Genomic DNA, 15845 nt, shown 5'->3' with positions numbered 1-15845 from the left:
TAAGAGGGTAAGCGCCCGCAGAGGGTGTTATTCGATATTCTGGATCTGCTCGCGCATTTGCTCGATCAGCACCTTCAGCTCAATCGCCGAGGCGGTGATATCCGCATTAATCGATTTCGACGCCAGCGTGTTCGATTCACGGTTAAATTCCTGCATCATGAAGTCAAGACGGCGGCCAACGGCCTCTTTCTTTTTCAGGATGTTATAGGTTTCTTTAACGTGCGCTTCAAGGCGATCCAGCTCCTCGGCAACGTCGATACGCTGAGCCATCATCAGCAGTTCCTGCTCGACGCGGTTGTTGTCCAGCTGCAGCTCCGCTTCTTCAAGCTTGGTCACCAGCCGTTCGCGCTGCCATTTAAGCACTTCTGGCATCCAGGCGCGTACTTTTTGCACTTCAGCGCTAACGCCCTCAAGGCGTTGCTCAATCATCGCTTTCAGTGCGGCGCCTTCGCTTTCACGCGCGGCGATAAAGTCATCAATCGCCAGCTCCAGCGTAGCGATCAACTCTGCGTTAATCGCATCTAAATCCTGATCCTGAGCGGACATCACGCCAGGCCAGCGCAAAATATCGACCGGATTAATCGCGCCATCGGCGTTTTGCTGTTTCACCCACTGCGCAGCTTCCAGCAGCTGTTTGGCTAGCGGTTGATTCAGGATTAAGGCGCTTTGCGCGCTTGGGTCGGCATCGAAGCGTAAATTGCACTCAATCTTCCCGCGCGTCAGGCGATTGCGCAGACGCTCACGAATAACCGGCTCCAGGCTGCGGAACTGCTCCGGCAGGCGAATGTAAGTTTCAAGATAGCGCTGGTTCACGGAACGCAGCTCCCAGGCTGCGCTGCCCCATTCGCCTTTGGTTTCACGCCGGGCGTAGGCGGTCATGCTGCGGATCATTTTGCGTACCCGTATTCAGGAAAGATAGGGGAATTATAGCGATGCGCGCCTTCCCTTAACAGGTATAAGCGCCGGTTAACGGAAATAGCCGTTGATCATCATGGGCGATAAAAAGATTAATGCGCGCTTCGCGCGCTGGAAAAGCATGTTCGGTAGGCAGGCAAGGCTGAAAACCGTATAATGCGCAGCCAATATTAGCAAGCCGGAGAAAAACCATGCGTCCAGCAGGCCGTCTCACACAGCAGGTACGTCCCGTTACCCTGACTCGTCACTACACCAAACATGCAGAAGGTTCTGTACTGGTTGAATTCGGCGATACCAAAGTGCTTTGTAACGCGACCGTAGAAGAAGGCGTGCCGCGCTTCCTTAAAGGTCAGGGGCAGGGCTGGATTACCGCCGAATATGGCATGCTGCCGCGTTCCACCCACAGCCGCAACGCGCGCGAAGCCGCGAAGGGCAAACAGGGCGGACGCACGCTAGAGATCCAGCGTCTGATTGCGCGCTCGCTGCGTGCCGCTGTCGATCTTAAAGCGCTGGGCGAATACACCATTACTCTTGATTGCGATGTACTGCAGGCCGATGGCGGCACCCGTACCGCTTCTATTACCGGCGCCTGCGTGGCGTTGGCGGATGCGCTGAATGCGCTGGTTGCCGCCGGTAAGCTGGCGAAGAATCCGATGAAAGGCATGGTTGCGGCTATCTCGGTTGGCATTGTTAACGGTGAAGCGCTATGCGATCTGGAGTATGTCGAAGACTCCGCCGCTGAAACCGATATGAATGTGGTGATGATGGAGGATGGCCGCATGATTGAGGTACAAGGCACCGCCGAAGGCGAACCTTTCAGTCATGAAGAGCTGCTGACGCTGCTGGCGTTAGCGCGAGACGGCATCGATACCTTAATTCAGGCGCAGAAGGCGGCGTTAAACAGTTAATTATTTCAGGCGACCAGAGAGTCGCCTTTTTTATCGTTAAATTTCGAGGAGAGTAAAGATGAAAGCCTGGCAGCGTGAATTTATTGAGTTCGCTTTAAACAAGCAGGTATTAAAATTTGGCGAATTTACCCTGAAATCGGGACGTAAAAGCCCCTATTTCTTTAATGCCGGCCTGTTTAATACTGGACGTGATTTGGCGCTGCTGGGCCGTTTTTACGCGCAGGCGCTGGTTGATTCCGGCGTTGATTTTGATCTGCTGTTTGGGCCCGCTTATAAAGGCATTCCCATCGCGACCACTACCGCCGTTGCGCTCGCAGACCACCACCAGCGCGACGTCCCCTACTGCTTTAATCGTAAGGAAGCGAAAGATCACGGCGAAGGCGGAACGTTAGTCGGCAGCCCGCTGCAGGGGCGCGTGATGCTGGTAGATGATGTGATTACCGCCGGTACCGCCATCCGGGAATCGATGGAGATTATTGCGGCGAACGGCGCAAGTCTGGCTGGCGTGCTGATTTCACTCGATCGTCAGGAGCGTGGACGCGGTGAGATATCTGCGATTCAGGAAGTGGAACGCGACTACCAGTGCCACGTGACGGCGATTATCACCCTGAGCGATTTGATCGACTATCTCGAAGAAAAGCCAGAAATGGCCGATCATCTGGCCGCGGTGCGCAGCTATCGCCAAAGCTACGGTATTTAAACGACCGCCAGGCAGCGTCGCCGGGCTAATGTTGGCCCGGCAGCCTGAGGACAATTTGCCGTTTATACCAGCTGCGCCGCCAGCAGCGGCCAGCGTACGTCAAATTCCTGCGTCGGCAGATAGCGGAACTCTGAACGCACAAAGCGCGATAGCATTCCTTCGCAGAAGGCCAACAGCTGGCTGGCAAGCAGCGTTTCGTCAGTGGCGAAACCTTCCCCTTCACGCATTCTGCGCTCACGCATAACCTGCCTTAGCTGGGCTTCGATACGTTCGAAAAGCTGATTAATGCGGCCCTGTAAACGGTCCTGTTCAAACATCAGCGCATGGCCGGTGAGAATACGTGTCAGGCCAGGATTCAACTCGCCAAAACCTAAAATCAGCTGCACGATCATGCGCAGACGCGTCATGGTCTCTTTTTCATCTTTCAGAATCGCGTTGATACGGGTGATTAGGCTGTCTTCAATAAACTCGATCAGGCTATCAAACATGCGCGTTTTGCTGGGAAAGTGACGGTAAAGCGCGGCTTCAGAAACACCTACCGTGGCGGCCAGCTTAGCGGTGGTAATGCGCTGACTGCCGTCGCTGGATTCCAGCATCTGTGCCAGAGCCTGCAGGATTTCATCGCGACGATTCCTTTTCGCGCTCTTTTTTTCTGCCATGACGTTATAAACCCCTGAGATTTATCATAAACGGGCAAAGGCCCACGCAACATCCGTGAGAAGGCATCTCACGGTGCTGAAAAATAAACAAGTCGGGTTGCGGAGGGTGTTGCTGCGCGTTTAATTCCGGCCGGAGTGACCGAAGCCGCCTTCACCACGCGCGCTGGCGTCAAAATCTTCAACCAGGTTAAATTCTGCCTGTACGACCGGCACGAAAACCAGCTGTGCAATGCGTTCGCCAGGCTGGATAGTAAAGCTATCCTGGCCGCGGTTCCATACGGAAACCATCAGTTGCCCCTGGTAATCAGAGTCAATTAGCCCCACCAGGTTGCCCAGCACAATGCCGTGCTTATGGCCCAGGCCAGAACGCGGCAGAATAACGGCGGCCAGAGAAGGATCGGCAATATGAATCGCCAGGCCGGTCGGCAGCAGCGTGGTGGCGCCTGGCGCCAGCTCCTGCGGGGCATCAAGACAGGCGCGCAAATCCAGACCTGCGGAGCCGGAGGTAGCATAGGTCGGCAGAGGGAATGCTTTGCCTACGCGCGCATCAATAATCTTAACGTCGATTTTTTTCATCATAACGGCTGACAATCTCGTCTAATAACTGCTGGCCAAGGAGCGTTTTATCTGCGAGAGGCAAAACTTTTTCTCCCTCCTGCCAGAAAAGGTGAAGAGCATTAGTATCGCTGTTGAAACCTTGCCCGGATTTGGATACATCGTTGGCGCAGATAAGGTCCAGATTTTTCCGCACACGTTTTTGTTGCGCGTATTCTTCCACATTACGGGTTTCGGCAGCAAACCCTACAACATACGGACGCCCTTCGGACAGCGCGCCAACGCCCGCGACAATATCGGGATTTTTTACCATTCTCAGCGTGATTTCATCACCCTGTTTTTTTATTTTGTCTGGCGCTACCTCTGCTGCGCGGTAGTCTGCCACGGCTGCGCTGCCAATGAAAATATCTTGCTGCGTAATATGCAACATTACCGCCTTTTCCATCTCTAGCGCGTTGGTAACATCAATACGCGTCACGCCCGTAGGCGTAGCCAGCGCGACCGGGCCGGCCACCAGCGTAACTCTGGCGCCGCGCGCGGCAGCGGCAGCGGCAATGGCGAAGCCCATCTTGCCGGAACTGTGATTGGAAATATAACGTACCGGATCAAGCGCTTCGCGCGTAGGGCCGGCGGTAATCATAATGTTGAGATGTTGCAGATCGTTGACGGGCATTGACCAGGCGACGGCGCGATCGACAATTGCCAGCGGGTCGAGCATGCGGCCCGGGCCCACATCGCCGCATGCCTGGCTACCGCTATCCGGCCCCCAGATCAAGACGCCGCGACCAGACAGGCGCTGCAAGTTTTCCTGCGTAGGCAGGGCGCGGTACATTTGTTGATTCATGGCAGGCACCACGGCAATGGGCGCCGCGGTCGCCAGACAGAGCGTAGTCACCAGATCGTTAGCCATACCCGCCGTGACGCGCGCAATTAAATCAGCCGTGGCGGGCGCCAGAATTACCAGGTCGGCCCATTTTCCCAGTTCAATATGACCCATAGCGGCTTCTGCCGCCGGGTCGAGCAGATCGTCATAAACCGGATAGCCAGAAACCGCCTGTAGCGTTAACGGCGTGATAAAGGCTTTAGCGGCCTCGGTCATGACCACGCGCACCTCGGCGCCGCGATCGCGCAAGCGCCGTACCAGTTCAGGCGTTTTGTAAGCCGCAATGCCGCCGCTGACGCCCAAGACAATATGTTTACCGGTTAATCCCATCATATTCGCTTCTGCCCTTATTGACCCTCTGATAAACCAGGTCCGCCATAATGGCGCGATTTTAACACATTCTTAGGGTCAAGCCGTTTAGCATCCCGCCACCTTTGCGAGCCGTCTCGAAAAGATAACGGCAGTCGCTGGCGGTATCGTTTCGCCAGGCGCAGAGTAGCGACCAGATAGCGAAAACGGCCAGTAGGAGAGGCACGTGTTAAAACCGCGGGAAAAGCTAGAACAGATGGGCGCGCCGGCGCTAAGCGATGCAGAGCTGCTGGCCATCTTTTTACGTACCGGCGCGTGCGGCAAACCGGTTATGAAACTGGCGCATGAACTGCTGGAAACCTTTGGCTCGCTCTATCTGCTGATGAGCGCGGAAAAGAGTGCGTTTGCCGCCATCAAAGGCGTAGGCGACGCCAAGCTGGCGCAACTGCATGCGGTGGCGGAACTGGGACGACGTTTTTTTCAGGCGCAGCTGGCGCGGGAAAATGTGCTGGAGAATCCCCGGCTGACGCAACAGTATTTGCAAAGCGTGCTGGCGCATCAGGAGCGCGAAATTTTTATGGCGATCTTTTTGGATAATCAGCATCGGGTGCTGCAGGCCCAGCAGATGTTTACCGGTACGATTACCAGCGTGGAGGTGCATCCGCGTGAAATTGTGCGTGCGGCGCTAAAGCTTAATGCCGCGGCGTTGATTCTGGCGCACAATCATCCCTCTGGTCATGCGGAGCCGAGCGCCGCCGATCGGGATATTACCCAGCATATTAAGCAGGCTTGCCTGCTGATGAATATTCGCGTGCTCGATCATTTAGTGATAGGCAAGGGAGAATACGTTTCTTTCGCCGAGCGCGGCTGGCTTTAAGGGCAAAAGTTGTCTCTTTTCTGTACTATTTCGGCGATCCATGGGGATCTTTATCTGTTCGGGACTTGAGCGCTGGCAATACAAGGCGTATACTACGCCACCTTTGAGAATCTCGGGTTTGGCGTTTAGGCCTGCTCAGCGGGTTCACATGGAACTCGCCTGGATGGGCTACAAGCCTGACGAGGCGGCCAAGACCTAATTTTTAAAGCTCGAGCTGATTTGATTTTTGGAGAATTGACATGTCACGAGTCTGCCAAGTAACTGGCAAGCGTCCGGTGACCGGTAACAACCGTTCCCACGCAATGAACGCGACGAAACGCCGTTTCCTGCCGAACCTGCACTCTCACCGTTTTTGGGTTGAGAGCGAGAAACGTTTCGTTACTCTGCGTGTATCTGCTAAAGGTATGCGTGTAATTGATAAGAAGGGCATCGATACGGTTCTGGCCGATCTGCGTGCCCGTGGTGAGAAGTACTAAGGAACTGAATCATGGCTAAAGGTATTCGTGAGAAGATCAAGCTGGTTTCCTCTGCTGGTACAGGTCACTTCTATACCACCACGAAGAACAAACGTACTAAACCGGAAAAACTGGAACTGAAAAAGTTCGATCCGGTTGTACGCCAGCACGTGATGTACAAAGAAGCTAAAATTAAATAATTGCGGCTTCCACGAAAAACCCGGCTTCGGCCGGGTTTTTTGTTTTTATGAAACCGTAAAACGTGAGGAGCTGTCATGCCTGAATTACCTGAGGTAGAAACCAGCCGTCGCGGCATTGAACCGCACCTGGTAGGAGAAACCATTCTGCACGCAGTGGTGCGTAATCCGCGTTTACGCTGGCCCGTATCACAGGAGATTCATGCACTGAGCGACCAGCCGGTGCTGAGCGTGCAGCGTCGCGCAAAATATCTGCTGCTGGAGCTGCCTGAAGGCTGGATCATTATTCATCTTGGCATGTCAGGTAGCCTACGCGTGCTGCCAGAGGCGATCCCGGCGGCGAAGCACGATCATGTCGATCTGGTGATGAGCAACGGCAAAGTGCTGCGCTATACCGATCCCCGCCGCTTTGGCGCCTGGCTGTGGAGTAATGACCTGCAGGGCAGCAATGTGCTGGCGCATCTGGGCCCGGAGCCGTTAAGCGAACAGTTTAATACCGACTACCTGTTCGAAAAGTCACGCGGCAAACGTACCGCGATCAAACCCTGGCTGATGGATAACAAGCTGGTGGTGGGCGTGGGAAATATCTATGCCAGCGAGTCGCTGTTTGCTGCCGGGATCTTGCCCGATCGTCCCGCGATGTCGCTGAGCTACGAAGAAACCGCGCTGCTGGTAAAGGTAATTAAGGCGGTATTGCTGCGTTCAATTGAGCAGGGCGGCACCACGTTGCGCGATTTTCTGCAGAGCGATGGCAAGCCGGGTTACTTCGCGCAGGAGCTGCAGGTGTATGGCCGTGCCGGAGAGCCATGCCGCGTATGTAGTACGTTAATTGAAAGCGCTAAGCATGGGCAGCGCAGCACCTTTTTTTGCCGCCACTGCCAGAAATAATCGCCAGTCTGTTAGCTGGCGAGCTTTGCCAGCAGAGCCTGATAAATCGGCTCTGGCAGAAACGCTTTCACTTCACCGCCGTGGCGGGCAACTTCTTTTACCAGTGAAGAAGAGATAAAAGAATACTGTTCCGCAGGCATCAAAAAAACGCTTTCCAGTGACGGCAGCAGATGGCGATTCATATGCGCCAGCTGCATTTCATACTCAAAATCAGATACCGCTCGCAGGCCGCGCACCAGCACGTTGGCCTGGCGATCGCGGGCGAAATTCGCCATCAGATCGCTAAAACCGGTCACTTCCACGTTGGGTAAATGCGCAGTGGCCTGCTGCGCCAGCGCGACGCGCTCTTCCAGGCTGAATAGCGGTTTCTTGCTCGGGCTGGCGGCGATAGCCAGGATAATATGGTCAAACATCAGCGCTGCGCGACTCAAAATATCCAGATGACCGAGGGTAAAAGGATCAAAGGTGCCGGGATAGATAGCTCTGGTACTCATTTTTTGTCTCCGCTAGCTGACTGACCCAGCGCCCACAGCGCCGCGTACTTGTTGAACGTGTATTGCGCATTTACCACCGCCAGTAGCCAGCCCTGGCTGCCGTCAAGAAAGCCGGCACGCAGCAACAGCGTTTTGACGAAAGCGCCCAGCGTATGGCTAAAAATAGAGAAAACGCCGCAGCGCTTTCCCTGCTGGTGGCGCTGTTGCGCCCAGGCTTCGGCATAGGCGAGTTGTTTACGCTGAAAAGCGCTAAAATCGCGGCAGGTCAGATGTTGTAGATGTCCCGCCAGCGGCACAACCTGCGCCTGTCCTGTTTCCAGCGATTCATGCACCTGATGATCGTTATAACGATAGGTGCGCGGATAGAGGCGCACCACGCGATCGGGATACCAGCCGCTGTGGCGCATAAAGCGGCCTAAAAACAGGTTCAGACGCCCAAGGCTGTAGACCTTATTCGGCTGCGGCGACGCCTGAAGCACCTGTTCAATTTCGGCGCGCAGTTCCGGCGTGACGCGCTCATCCGCATCGATCATCAAAATCATCTCACCGCTGGCCTGTGACTGCGCCCGCTGGCGCTGCTGGCCATAGCCGGGCCAATCCCTGGAATGGAAAACCTTTGCGCCATACTGTTGGGCTATGGCTAAGGTGGCGTCCTGGCTGCCGGAATCCAGCAGGATAATTTCATCGGCCCAGCTGACGGAAGCCAGGCAATCCGGCAGCAGTTCTGCTTCGTTTTTAACGATCATCACCACTGACAGGCGTTGGCGTGCGGTCATTTAATGATTCCGTGGCGGCAGATAGGGTTCAAGTAGCTGAAGCAGACGCTGTAGGGCGCCCTGATTTTGATGCAATACGTCAACGGCATGGCGACCATGGTAACGGCGATAATCATCATCGATCAGCAGGTTACCTATTTCATGTACCAGCGTGGCGGTATCGGTCACCGTAATCAGGCCATCGGCCTGCTTCAGTTTGCTGCAAATATCTTTAAAATTGAAGGTATGCGGACCCATCAGCACAGGAATAGCGTGCGCAGCCGGCTCCAGCGGATTATGACCGCCGCGCTCTACCAGGCTGCCGCCGACAAAGGCCAGATCGGCAATGCCGTACAGTAGCATCAGCTCGCCCATGGTATCGCCAATCACTACCTGCGTGCTGCTGGAAGGAATTTCGCCGCTGCTGCGCAAGGTATAGCTAAAGCCGCTTTTTTGCGTCATTTCCCGTGCGGTATCGAAGCGTTCTGGATGACGTGGCACCAGAATCAATAGCAGCTCGGGGAAGTGCGCCAGCAGGCGACGATGCGCATCCAGCACAATCGCCTCTTCACCTTCGTGGGTGCTGGTGGCAATCCAGACGGGACGGCGCGGCGCCCATTGACGGCGTAGCGTAACCGCACGCGCCGCCAGTTCAGGCGTAACGGAGATATCAAATTTCAGGCTGCCGGTAATCGCCAACTGAGATCGCTTCAGGCCCAGTTCAACAAAACGCGCGCCGTCTTCTTCATTCTGTGCGGCGATGAGCGTAATGCGCTGCAGCAGCTGGCGCATAAATTTTCCCAGCTTTTTATAACCTTTCGCTGAACGGGCCGACAGGCGCGCATTAGCGATAACCAGCGGCACCTGACGTTCATGCAGGGCTTTAATAAAGTTGGGCCACAGCTCGGTCTCCATAATGATGACCAGTCTGGGATCGACCGTATTCAGAAAACGGTTCATGGCATCGGGAAGATCGTAAGGCAGGTAGACGTGATGCACATCTTTACCGAAGGCGGACTGCGCGCGCTCTGAACCGGTTGGCGTCATGGTGGTCACGGTAATAGGCAGCGTCGGATAACGATGACGCAACGCCCGCACCAACGGTACGGCCGCCAGGGTTTCACCCACCGATACCGAATGCAGCAGGATGCCGCCGGGGCTGACCTTACCTTCACAAAAGCCGTAGCGCTCCGCCCAGCGTTTACGATAGGCAGGCGCTTTGCGGCCGCGCAGCCAAAGGCGCAGCCAGATCAGAGGCTGTATGAGGTAAAGCAGGGCGGTGTAAATCGTTGTCATACCGATCTTTACGACACTGATGCGTCAAACTTAAGCAAAATATGCGGAATACGGCATGTTAGCAGATAACTTGTCGGCACTCATCTATCTTCCGCCGCGCCAGAGAGCAGCTGCTGATAAAGAGAATGCAATTCTGCACCCAGCCGCTGCGGCGTATAAGGTTCTATTCTGGCGCGTGCGGCATCGCCCATCGCTGAATTCTGCGTTTTTGCAGGAATGGCCTGTACAGCTTCATGCAATGCTTTGATATCCAGCGCATCGCAAACAAATCCCTGCTCACCCTGCATGATAAATTCCGCGCCGCCGCAGCCGGTGCTGGTAATAACCGGCAGGCCGCAGGCCATCGCTTCCAAAATAACGTTGGGGAAGGGATCGTACAGCGTCGGCAAAATTAAGCCGTCAGCCGCATGATAAAAAGGCTGCACATCCTGCTGGACGCCAACAAAACGCAGCCGGTCCAGGCAGTTCAACTGATTCGCCAATTGTTGATAGCGTGCCTGATGTTTATCCTGCCCTACAACGATCAGATAGCGATCGCTATTAGCCATCGCCTGAATCGCTGCCTTCAGACCTTTTCGCTCAAATCCGGAGCCGACATAGATCAGCGCGACGGCCTGTTGCGGTATTGCCAGCTGCTGCCGGGTAACATCACGGGTGGCTTCAGTCGCCGGTTGAAAACGTTGTGAATCGATGGCGTTATAGATAACGGTAATACGTTCTTCAGGCAGGTTAAAACAGCGGATGATATCCCGCTTCACCATCTCAGAATTACAGATAACCTTCTTCAGTGCGGCAGAGTGGAACATTTCTTCCTCTGCCTTCAATACGTAACGATGATAAGGGCTAAGCGAGGCGCTCAGCCGTTGCAGCGGCGAAACAATACGCGCGCGCTGTTCCAGCCAGACACGGTGCACGCCGTCGCCGGCGCGGAAAATATCACAGCCCGCGATGCGCTCATGGCTCTGAACAATATCAAACCGTTCACGCTGCCAGCAGTCGCGCGCCGCCGTGGCGAAGCCCCGCTCGCGGGATATGCGCCCCAGTTTGGGCGGATTACAAATATGCAGGTGCCAGTCAGGTTTGGGCGTCCCCTGCCAGCTGCGGGTAATAATATTCAGATCGAGCAGCTCGCTGTTTAACGCTTCCAGCGCTCGGGCGATGAAGCGCTCAGCGCCGCCGTCGGGCCGGTATTTTTGGCGCACAATCGCCAGCCGTATTTTACGCATCCAAATAGCTCCTTGCCGCAGCAACCACATCTTCAACCGGTATCGCGCTTAAATAGCGCTGCTCGGTTTGAGTATCAATCGAGTCCGGAGAGGGCAGCGAACCGTAATCACCTGCCCAGATAACCCGGTTGTTAGCGCCCCATGGCCGCCACTGTTGTAGCTTGGTTGGGCCGAACAGGGCGACGCAGGGCGTTTGCAGCGCCGCCGCCATATGCATCGGAGCGGAGTCGACACCAATAAACAGCCGGGCATGGTCGATGAGCGCCGCCAGCTGGGGCAGACTAAGCTGTCCGGCAAGGGTCGTCACCTGCGGATTCTGGCACAGCGAGAGAATATGCGCGATCATCGCCATCTCTTTTGGGTCTGGCGCCGCGGTTAAGACAATCTGCAGGCCAGGCTGATTCAGTTGATCGATTAACGCCGCGACTTTCTCATCTTCCCAGCATTTAAACGTCCAGCGCGAAGTGGGCTGGATAACAACATAAAGGCCACTGACGCCTTGCTCCTGCAACTGCTTTTGCGCCGCCTGCCAGTCTTCATCGGCATAGTACATAGAGACCGGCGCGCCGTTAGTGGGCACATCCAGCGGCGACAGCGCCAGCAGGTTTTGCTCTACCGTATGTAGCTGACCGAAATTTTGCGTGGAGATTAAATGGTTATGGCAGTAATGCCAGAAGCGGTTATTACGCTTGTTGTAAGCAAAGCCGATACGAACCGGCGCGTCAGAAAGCCGGGTAATTAACGCGCTGCGCCACTGATCGGCCAGGTTGATTACTACATCGTAATGGCTGTTCCGAATCGCGTTAACCAGCTTCAGCTCCTGTTTAACCTGATGCCAGATGCCCTGTTTCTTCCACTTACGATCGATCAAATGCAGCTTACGGATAGCCGGATGCGCCTGCAGCATCGGGCGTGTTTCCTGATAAAGCAACACATCAATCGCGGCGTTGGGATAACGCTGATGCAGCGCATTGATGACCGGCGTAGTCAGCAGCATATCGCCATGGTGACGTAACTTAATCACCAGAATATTGCGGGGAGTAAAAGATGCAGGGATCTGACTTACCATACAAAACCTGTCTTAGAATGAAGTGAGCCGATCTTAGGACAAAGCAGCCGGGGGCGAAAGCGCTGTCTGCGGTCTCTTCCCGGGCGCTGTCCGCCTAGTGTTTACGCCAGCGGTAAATGCGGCTCAGCCAGAGCAGGAGCTGATACCACTGTTTCAGGCCGCGTGCATTGCGCAACATTCTTCGGTGGGTTTGGGTTGAAAATATATCCGCAATCATGGCCTGGCGTGCATCGGCATCCGGCTCTCGACGTACTGAGTGACAGACGCTAAGCGCTTCATGCGTTATCTGATAGTGAAACTGCGGATAAATTTTTACCTTGCCGCGATAACGCTGATTGATCTCTTCCAGCATCCGCGCGATTTTCAGGTAGTGACGCTGATACTCTACGTTACGCTGCCCGGTGCGTTTACGGTTGCTGATCGATTGATCGTGTACATAATAGCGATACAGAGGAGTGTCGGTATAACGCACCCGACGGGCGTTGAGCATAAATTCTGTCGTCCAGGGAATATCCTGATGATGTAACCCCGGCTCAAACAGCAGCTCACGCGATTTAATCAGCGATAAGCGATAAATCCCCATCCAGACGACATGCAAATAGCGCCGGGTCGCCAATGCTTTACTTAGCCAGGCTGCGCCGTCCAGTACGCCGGTCGAGGTCAATCTATCGTGCGGGATAAGCGTCCTGACACGCTGGCTGCCGACATAAAAGCACTCGGCATTGCACTGGGCGGCATCCAGATTGTCCTGCTCGGCCATCTCGACCAGCGTCTGATACAGGGTCGGCGACAGGGTGTCATCGGCATCGGGAAACGTCACATATTTACCGCGCGCCACGGCCAGACCTGCGTTGCGTGCGCGAGAAACGCCACCGTTTTCCTGATTAATCACCTGGATATGCTCATAGCGCGCCGCGTAGTCGGCGGCCCGTTCAGCGCTGCCGTCCGTGGATCCGTCATTCACGATAATGACTTCGAGATCGGTAAAAGTTTGCGCCAGTAGCGACGCCATAAAGCTGTCGAACAGACTGCCGGCGTTATACATCGGGATAATGACGCTCAGTAAAGGCGCAGCGGTTTCAGATTGTTGAGTCATGTTTAATGAGGCTTGGTTTGGCACAGCCGCTCCGGCTGGCGGGCAGCAATAAAGTCGTAAATATCGTCAAGTTTGCGGTTATCGAGTGCATAAAGCTGCTCTGCCGGGTGATGGAACTGATACAACGCGGCAAAAACAAACGAAGAGGGCGCAATATGATCGGGTCCAATCAACAGAACATCGCCCAGCGGCCGTTGCTCTTCCACACAACAGGGGCCATAAATCAATATAATCGGCACGCCGACGGCATCGGCGATATAAACGTTGCCGGAGTCAGAAGCGATATAAAAATCCATCATGCTGATGGCATGCGGCAAACCTTCAAGCGGAATCGAGCCGATCAGACTGATAATGTTCTCTCGCTCTCCTACCACCTTATACAGTTCCTGCAAGCGATGCATTTCCGAGGAAGCGCCAAAAATATAAAACAGGCAGGGCAGGTCAGCCAGACGATCAAACAGATGTTTCCACACCGAAGGCGGAATGGTTTTCGCCTGATTTCCTGCAGAGATACTCAAACCGATTTTAATGCCATCCTGACGCTGGAGTGCTGCGGGCACCGGAGCGAGAGGATAGAGCGGATGCGTGGCGTGCTTCGGGTAAGCATCCTTAGTTAAGGTGGGGTCGGCCAGCTTAAGGTAGTTTTCCAGCGTAAGCGTGTTTTTCTCGTGCTGCACTATGCCGTCGGCTGTCCAGTAGAGCGGGCTCTGATACCATTTGCGGCGATAGTGCGAGAGAAAACGTTTATTATTCGCATTGCAGCAGGCCGCATAAAACAGATTAAGGTTGTTGGGATGCAGCAGATAAACGTTGTCGTAGCGGTTCATTAACTGCAGCGCCAGACGAATTTTAGCCAGCAGACCGCTTTTATAATCTTCGATATACCAAATTTTTTGCAGTGTATCATCGTGCTGTGCCAGCGGCGCAACGGTACGGCTGAGCAGCGCATCGCTATGCTGCAGATGCGCCAGTAACGGCGTGATATTAACGAAGTCGCCAATTTTAGCCGTTTGGATCACCAGATTACGCCCTTCCTTTTTCTGGAAGAGCTTGCGGATCCATTTAATCGGCAACAGTAGGATAAAAATCAAAATGTAATTCACGCCGTTTCCTCAGTGATACTGGTAACGGGGCAAAGCATAGCCATCCCCTGCTAAAAATATTATTCCATTATTGCGCATCATCGTCAGCGCTCAATCAGGGCAAGATAGCGCTGACAGATGGTCTCGACATGGTAGACCGAGAGATCAAGCTGCTGCAGCTTAAGCGGCTGATAATAAATGTCCCGGATCCTTTCTGCCAGTGATTCGCTGGTCATTTCTGCCAGTCCGCGTGCCAGCTCGCCTTGCAGGATGCTCTCGGGGCCGCCTGGGCAGCGGGTACTGACTACCGAGGTCTGGCACAGCAGCGCTTCAACCAGCACATTGCCAAAGCCTTCGCTGTCAGAGCTGACGATTAGCATACGTGCGTGATTTATCCATGCATAGGGATTATGGGTAAAGCCTTTGAAAATGACGCGATCGGCAATGCCCAGCTGCTCGGCCAGCTGTTTTAATTCGGCAATACGCGCATCGTTGCCCTGGCCGATCAGCACCAGAGGCGCCTGCACCCCGCTATGAGCATAAGCCTGGAGCAGGCGATCGTGGCGTTTTGTCGCATGAAAGCGGCCCACGTGCAGTAAATAATCCTGTCCTGCCAGCTCGCACGCTTCCTGCGACTGCTGCAAGATATAGTCGACATCGAAAGGGTTGTAGATAACGGCCTCTTTCGCCGGCTTAATGCCGTAGTGCTGCTTCAGATCGTTAATAACAAACTGAGAAACGCCGATAATGTTGCGGTTCTGATACACCCGGCGGGTTTTGTGAACCTTTAGCCAGCGGGAAAACCCCTTTCGCCGCGCCAGATAAGAGGCGGAGAACACACCGTGCAGACAATACCAGGTTTTAGCAGGATCGAGATGGCGGCAGCGGCTGACGATGCGGTCAGTTTTGTGCAAATGAGAAATCACTAAATCAAAGGCACCGTTTTGCTGCTCTGATTTTACGATCGCCCGATCCAACAGGCGGGCCCGCCGTTGCAGTTCGGTAATTTTACGCCATGGCTTACGGCAGCCATCCTCGATCACCTGGTAATCCAGCCCGGCCGGTAAGGGATAGTCGCATACGCTGCGTAAAGAAAAGAGCGAAACCTGATGCCCCAGCGACAGCAAGCCTTTGGCCAGCGTCAGCACAACTTTTTCTGCGCCGCCCCCTGGCAAGCCATCAATGATCATCAAAATGCGCCTGGACAATTTTGGAAATCCTTATGTGTGCAACAACGTCACTGGCAAAAGTGTAAGAGTTATTTTGTTGTTAGTTAAGTACCTGATGCCAGAAGCCGGGCGAAGCATTATTTATGAGGAAACAAAGCGCAGCTAATGTTTAATCAGAGGTAACAAAGCGCAGCTAATGTTTAATCAAGCGAAGCTTAGCCTGCCATCGTCAGCAAAAGAAGGGGAATTAACGCAATGAAATAATTTTGCTCTGATTAAAGGGGCTGCGTAACATGGCGGCTTAACTCATGG

18 protein-coding genes are annotated in these 15845 nt (G+C 54.4%); 6 read left to right on the top strand and 12 right to left on the bottom strand.

Features of this window, described 5'->3' with window-relative positions:
• Positions 1 to 27: 27 nt before the first annotated feature.
• Complete coding sequence (locus tag K6958_RS19800; RefSeq protein ID WP_249892672.1) at positions 28 to 891, bottom strand: YicC/YloC family endoribonuclease; 864 nt, start codon at positions 889 to 891, stop codon at positions 28 to 30.
• A 215-nt stretch (positions 892 to 1106) separates the two neighbouring features.
• Between K6958_RS19800 and rph the strand changes: the two genes are divergently transcribed.
• Positions 1107 to 1823 carry a ribonuclease PH gene (rph, locus tag K6958_RS19795; RefSeq protein ID WP_103060671.1) on the top strand — a complete coding sequence of 239 codons (717 nt, stop codon included), beginning with the start codon at positions 1107 to 1109 and terminating at the stop codon, positions 1821 to 1823.
• Positions 1824 to 1881: 58 nt separating this feature from the next.
• Complete coding sequence (pyrE, locus tag K6958_RS19790; RefSeq protein ID WP_249892671.1) at positions 1882 to 2523, top strand: orotate phosphoribosyltransferase; 642 nt, start codon at positions 1882 to 1884, stop codon at positions 2521 to 2523.
• A 62-nt stretch (positions 2524 to 2585) separates the two neighbouring features.
• Here the strand turns inward: pyrE and slmA are convergent, their stop codons facing one another.
• The 3 genes from slmA to coaBC all read right to left on the bottom strand — a co-directional run bounded on the left by slmA (position 2586) and on the right by coaBC (position 4953).
• On the bottom strand, positions 2586 to 3182 hold the full coding sequence (gene slmA / locus K6958_RS19785; protein ID WP_103060673.1) for a nucleoid occlusion factor SlmA: 597 nt from the start codon (positions 3180 to 3182) through the stop codon (positions 2586 to 2588).
• Positions 3183 to 3302: 120 nt separating this feature from the next.
• On the bottom strand, positions 3303 to 3761 hold the full coding sequence (gene dut / locus K6958_RS19780; protein WP_249892670.1) for a dUTP diphosphatase: 459 nt from the start codon (positions 3759 to 3761) through the stop codon (positions 3303 to 3305).
• On the bottom strand, positions 3739 to 4953 hold the full coding sequence (gene coaBC / locus K6958_RS19775) for a bifunctional phosphopantothenoylcysteine decarboxylase/phosphopantothenate--cysteine ligase CoaBC (protein ID WP_249892669.1): 1215 nt from the start codon (positions 4951 to 4953) through the stop codon (positions 3739 to 3741). The genes dut and coaBC overlap by 23 nt, the downstream gene beginning before the upstream one ends.
• A 232-nt stretch (positions 4954 to 5185) precedes the next feature.
• Between coaBC and radC the strand changes: the two genes are divergently transcribed.
• The 4 genes from radC to mutM all read left to right on the top strand — a co-directional run bounded on the left by radC (position 5186) and on the right by mutM (position 7346).
• Positions 5186 to 5806, top strand: coding sequence for a RadC family protein (gene radC, locus K6958_RS19770; RefSeq protein ID WP_249894745.1), 621 nt, complete (start codon positions 5186 to 5188; stop codon positions 5804 to 5806).
• 239 nt (positions 5807 to 6045) lie between these two features.
• Positions 6046 to 6282, top strand: coding sequence for a 50S ribosomal protein L28 (gene rpmB / locus K6958_RS19765; RefSeq protein ID WP_038629143.1), 237 nt, complete (start codon positions 6046 to 6048; stop codon positions 6280 to 6282).
• Positions 6283 to 6293: 11 nt separating this feature from the next.
• Complete coding sequence (gene rpmG / locus K6958_RS19760) at positions 6294 to 6461, top strand: 50S ribosomal protein L33 (protein WP_013094893.1); 168 nt, start codon at positions 6294 to 6296, stop codon at positions 6459 to 6461.
• 75 nt (positions 6462 to 6536) lie between these two features.
• A complete protein-coding gene (gene mutM / locus K6958_RS19755) occupies positions 6537 to 7346 on the top strand; it encodes a bifunctional DNA-formamidopyrimidine glycosylase/DNA-(apurinic or apyrimidinic site) lyase (RefSeq protein ID WP_249892668.1) in 810 nt (269 codons plus the stop codon).
• Positions 7347 to 7357: 11 nt separating this feature from the next.
• Here mutM and coaD read toward each other — a convergent pair whose 3' ends face one another.
• The 8 genes from coaD to K6958_RS19715 form a co-directional block, all read right to left on the bottom strand.
• Positions 7358 to 7840 carry a pantetheine-phosphate adenylyltransferase gene (gene coaD, locus K6958_RS19750; protein WP_249892667.1) on the bottom strand — a complete coding sequence of 161 codons (483 nt, stop codon included), beginning with the start codon at positions 7838 to 7840 and terminating at the stop codon, positions 7358 to 7360.
• Positions 7837 to 8616 (bottom strand): glycosyltransferase family 2 protein, encoded by a 780-nt coding sequence (locus K6958_RS19745; protein WP_249892666.1) that lies wholly within the window; start codon positions 8614 to 8616, stop codon positions 7837 to 7839. Before K6958_RS19745 ends, coaD begins: the two co-directional genes overlap by 4 nt.
• Positions 8617 to 9891 carry a lipid IV(A) 3-deoxy-D-manno-octulosonic acid transferase gene (gene waaA / locus K6958_RS19740; protein ID WP_249892665.1) on the bottom strand — a complete coding sequence of 425 codons (1275 nt, stop codon included), beginning with the start codon at positions 9889 to 9891 and terminating at the stop codon, positions 8617 to 8619.
• Positions 9892 to 9971: 80 nt separating this feature from the next.
• Positions 9972 to 11117: a glycosyltransferase family 4 protein gene (locus K6958_RS19735; RefSeq protein WP_249892664.1), complete on the bottom strand. Its 1146-nt coding sequence runs from the start codon at positions 11115 to 11117 to the stop codon at positions 9972 to 9974.
• Positions 11110 to 12186 carry a putative lipopolysaccharide heptosyltransferase III gene (gene rfaQ, locus K6958_RS19730; protein WP_249892663.1) on the bottom strand — a complete coding sequence of 359 codons (1077 nt, stop codon included), beginning with the start codon at positions 12184 to 12186 and terminating at the stop codon, positions 11110 to 11112. Before rfaQ ends, K6958_RS19735 begins: the two co-directional genes overlap by 8 nt.
• 94 nt (positions 12187 to 12280) lie before the next feature.
• Positions 12281 to 13231: a glycosyltransferase gene (locus K6958_RS19725; RefSeq protein WP_249894744.1), complete on the bottom strand. Its 951-nt coding sequence runs from the start codon at positions 13229 to 13231 to the stop codon at positions 12281 to 12283.
• Positions 13232 to 13284: 53 nt separating this feature from the next.
• The gene (locus K6958_RS19720) at positions 13285 to 14385 is read right to left on the bottom strand and encodes a glycosyltransferase family 9 protein (RefSeq protein WP_249892662.1); all 1101 of its coding nucleotides are present in this window, start codon (positions 14383 to 14385) and stop codon (positions 13285 to 13287) included.
• 83 nt (positions 14386 to 14468) lie between these two features.
• Positions 14469 to 15554, bottom strand: coding sequence for a glycosyltransferase (locus K6958_RS19715; protein WP_249892661.1), 1086 nt, complete (start codon positions 15552 to 15554; stop codon positions 14469 to 14471).
• Between the last annotated feature and the right edge of the window lie 291 nt (positions 15555 to 15845).

The organism is Mixta hanseatica, assembly GCF_023517775.1.
Lineage (GTDB): Bacteria > Pseudomonadota > Gammaproteobacteria > Enterobacterales > Enterobacteriaceae > Mixta > Mixta hanseatica.
This window is presented reverse-complemented; position numbering and strand designations above follow the sequence as displayed.

Bases quoted from the DNA above. Each gene is read 5' to 3' on its own strand.
- K6958_RS19800 (WP_249892672.1), bottom strand. From the start codon at position 891: ATGATCCGCAGCATGACCGCCTACGCCCGGCGTGAAACCAAAGGCGAA.
- rph (WP_103060671.1), top strand. From the start codon at position 1,107: ATGCGTCCAGCAGGCCGTCTCACACAGCAGGTACGTCCCGTTACCCTG.
- pyrE (WP_249892671.1), top strand. From the start codon at position 1,882: ATGAAAGCCTGGCAGCGTGAATTTATTGAGTTCGCTTTAAACAAGCAG.
- slmA (WP_103060673.1), bottom strand. From the start codon at position 3,182: ATGGCAGAAAAAAAGAGCGCGAAAAGGAATCGTCGCGATGAAATCCTG.
- dut (WP_249892670.1), bottom strand. From the start codon at position 3,761: ATGATGAAAAAAATCGACGTTAAGATTATTGATGCGCGCGTAGGCAAA.
- coaBC (WP_249892669.1), bottom strand. From the start codon at position 4,953: ATGATGGGATTAACCGGTAAACATATTGTCTTGGGCGTCAGCGGCGGC.
- radC (WP_249894745.1), top strand. From the start codon at position 5,186: ATGGGCGCGCCGGCGCTAAGCGATGCAGAGCTGCTGGCCATCTTTTTA.
- rpmB (WP_038629143.1), top strand. From the start codon at position 6,046: ATGTCACGAGTCTGCCAAGTAACTGGCAAGCGTCCGGTGACCGGTAAC.
- rpmG (WP_013094893.1), top strand. From the start codon at position 6,294: ATGGCTAAAGGTATTCGTGAGAAGATCAAGCTGGTTTCCTCTGCTGGT.
- mutM (WP_249892668.1), top strand. From the start codon at position 6,537: ATGCCTGAATTACCTGAGGTAGAAACCAGCCGTCGCGGCATTGAACCG.
- coaD (WP_249892667.1), bottom strand. From the start codon at position 7,840: ATGAGTACCAGAGCTATCTATCCCGGCACCTTTGATCCTTTTACCCTC.
- K6958_RS19745 (WP_249892666.1), bottom strand. From the start codon at position 8,616: ATGACCGCACGCCAACGCCTGTCAGTGGTGATGATCGTTAAAAACGAA.
- waaA (WP_249892665.1), bottom strand. From the start codon at position 9,891: ATGACAACGATTTACACCGCCCTGCTTTACCTCATACAGCCTCTGATC.
- K6958_RS19735 (WP_249892664.1), bottom strand. From the start codon at position 11,117: ATGCGTAAAATACGGCTGGCGATTGTGCGCCAAAAATACCGGCCCGAC.
- rfaQ (WP_249892663.1), bottom strand. From the start codon at position 12,186: ATGGTAAGTCAGATCCCTGCATCTTTTACTCCCCGCAATATTCTGGTG.
- K6958_RS19725 (WP_249894744.1), bottom strand. From the start codon at position 13,231: ATGTATAACGCCGGCAGTCTGTTCGACAGCTTTATGGCGTCGCTACTG.
- K6958_RS19715 (WP_249892661.1), bottom strand. From the start codon at position 15,554: ATGATCATTGATGGCTTGCCAGGGGGCGGCGCAGAAAAAGTTGTGCTG.